Raw genomic sequence first — 2,679 nt, forward strand, 5'->3', positions numbered from 1 at the left:
CCTCACCCACAGTTCATCTGACACGCCCCTCCGCCCGCCACCAACGCCCCCATGCCGGGCAGGCTGCGAATGATGCCGGCCTGCGGGTGAGTGCCAAACGCCTGTTCAATGGCCTTGTCGGTGTTCTTCATGCGCTGGTGCAGGTGCAGCAGATGACTGGCCAGCTCACCGGCGAGCGCAGCAGCGGTTTCCTGTCCCGGCAGGGTGAGATCCTGCTCAGCCGCGGCGGCCAACGCCTGATCGGCGACCCTAACGGCGTTCACCGCCCGATGCCGGCGCAGATAAGCGATGAGCTGGTCGCGACCAGCGGCGCGGATCTGCTCGGGCGTGTGATAGGCGCTGATCAGACTCAGCGTCGCGACGTTGGTGAAGGTCAACGCGCGTTCCAACACCGGGGAGATTCCGAGCATCAGGCGACGCAGCCGATTCACGGTGCGGACCCAGTCTTCGACCAGGTCGGCGCGGTGCGCCACCAACAGCGCCAGCTTGGCGATCAGCTCCGTCGGTGTCTCCACCGGGAGAAAGTCATGCCGCATCCGAGCGGTGTTCGCGATGACTACCGCGTCACGGGCGTCGGTCTTGGCCTCGCCGGCGAACCCGGCAGCCATCGTCTTGACCGTGCGGCCTGGGATATACACCGTCTGCTGCCCGGCCAGCGCCAACATCGCCCGCAGCAGCGCGGTCTCGCAGCCGACCAGGTCGACCGCCCACACCACCTCGTCATCCGCGCCGACCCGCCCGATCAAGTCCGCGATCGCCTGCTGATCGTTGGCCACCCGCGTCGACCACAGCACCCGCCCGGCCACGTCCACCGCCGCTGCGTGGTGAGCCTGCTTGCCCGCGTCCACGCCTATCCATACCTGCACCAAGCCGTCCTCCCGAAGCACCCAGATCCAGGTCACCTCGGACGACCCCGCCGGCAGTTCCTTAGCAAGCGACGACTCGCAGATCTCAATCAGCGGCCAAGGGCGCCCTGGGCTGGCTGGGCGGCCGCTCGTCCATAGCCACCTGACGGCAAACGACCTTGAGCCACACCCAACCAACCCGGCGGCCCGGAACACCATCCAGACGCAAGAACCCTAAGGAACGACCTTGGCCCCGTCCGGGGAAGCTGGTAGCCCTTGTGGTGCCCGGTGAGGTGATCCGCTCCCGGCTGATCTTCGAGGAGGGTTGTGGTTCTGGGCGCTCATCGATGCGCACCCGCACCCTCGGAGTAATAATACTGTTTGGGTCATTCATGCGTCGTTGAAGCTCTGCAATTCTGTGATGACCGTTCACAATTGTGCCATCCCTCGTGACCAGCACGCACCACCATCCGCTGGATTATTGAACGACCTCAAGGGATCTTCGTCGGTTAGCTCCCGGCGGGGCTATCAGCCTTGTTGGGATCGATCCCGTGGTTCGGCTTTAGAGCACCCAACTCGCTCGCCGCGCGAGTCCCGCACCCTATGTTGTGCACCAGCACTGGCGTGTTGCGGCGAGCACATAGCATGTGTGGGATCTTCTGCGTTATGCGGTGTGACCTACATATTCATGGCCCTTCACCTGGCCTTTCACACGTGGAATCAACTCGCCTCAAAAGTTGTTATCGATGTTTACGGCGACGGTAACGGCAATCTGGGGAGGGGCCATCCCGAGCTGTTAGCGTGCCCGCCTCGGACCGACAGAACAACCGCCGACACATGCACTACCCCAAACGAGAAATCCTGGTTGCGGTTTCCACAGAATTCGCATCCGACTGATCAGAAAGTATGCGCCAGTAAGTACTATCCCTTACCTCGATCACCAGCACGCACCTACCATCCTCGCCGAATGCCACCAGGCTGACATCGATGGGCTGATCGACATCGTCCGCGAAGCGGCGCAGGTTCTCCCAGGAGCAACTAATCCCATCCACGGAAGCACGAATATTCTCCTCCAGCTCGAGTACATTGAGATTCGACTCCATCTTGGAGGTCCCCTCGAAGTTAAGAAGACGCCATGACCATCCCCGCGGCCGAACCTCGCGCAGGACATCGGCCAGTGAAACCATTTCGCCACTCACCCGAAAGGCTGGTATACGAAACTCGATCATTAACAACCACCATTCAGCGGAATAGCCCCTCCCCGTTTGCCGGTAACAGGGTCGTAGACGTGCTGATGCGGGTTTGGGTGACGTGACGGGTCACTGTGGTCGGACCAATGGATCTGCCGCACAAGCCTGCCGTTCTCGTCAAACTCCTGAGCCGCATTATACTCGCTTGGCTTTCCCCGATTTTCGCGGTACAGCTGGGTATGAGGTGCATCAACGTCCGGCTTCGGCTGCCCGTGAGCCCCTTTCGGCTTATCCCTATCCGGGAAAGGACTTATGTCGGCATTGTGTACGAGCACCGGAGTGTTGCCGGCGAGTACGTAGTACGTGTGGATGTCAGAAACAGTGAGGTTGTACATGTACCGAGCACCGGCATAGTTGGCCAGGCTCGCAATTCGGACCTCGCCGCCAGCGATTGAGCGCAGCCTCTCTCGTGGCACGAGCTCTGCTGCATTGACCCAGTCGCCACGGGACACGGACCAGATCGGGTGCTCCCACGTGGTCTCGACATCAGCCATCGCACCAGTGGGCAGCAGCACGACGAGCGTCGTGAGCTTCGAGTCGCGATTCAGGTGCAGGCGAGTCACCAGTTTGGCTGCAGTCACACC

General features: G+C 61.7%; 3 protein-coding genes. All 3 read right to left on the bottom strand.

The features are described from left to right. Positions 1-2: 2 nt before the first annotated feature. Positions 3-902 (bottom strand): transposase, encoded by a 900-nt coding sequence (locus KBX08_RS32820; protein WP_210787636.1) that lies wholly within the window; start codon positions 900-902, stop codon positions 3-5. Between the two features lie 785 nt (positions 903-1,687). Next, the gene (locus KBX08_RS32825) at positions 1,688-2,074 is read right to left on the bottom strand and encodes a hypothetical protein (protein ID WP_210787637.1); all 387 of its coding nucleotides are present in this window, start codon (positions 2,072-2,074) and stop codon (positions 1,688-1,690) included. After that, the coding region (locus KBX08_RS32830) for a polymorphic toxin-type HINT domain-containing protein (RefSeq protein WP_210787638.1) at positions 2,074-2,679 on the bottom strand (606 nt) is incomplete at its 5' end. The genes KBX08_RS32830 and KBX08_RS32825, both read right to left, overlap by 1 nt.

It is taken from the genome of Micromonospora sp. H61, from assembly GCF_018070325.1.
Classification (GTDB): domain Bacteria; phylum Actinomycetota; class Actinomycetes; order Mycobacteriales; family Micromonosporaceae; genus Micromonospora; species Micromonospora salmantinae.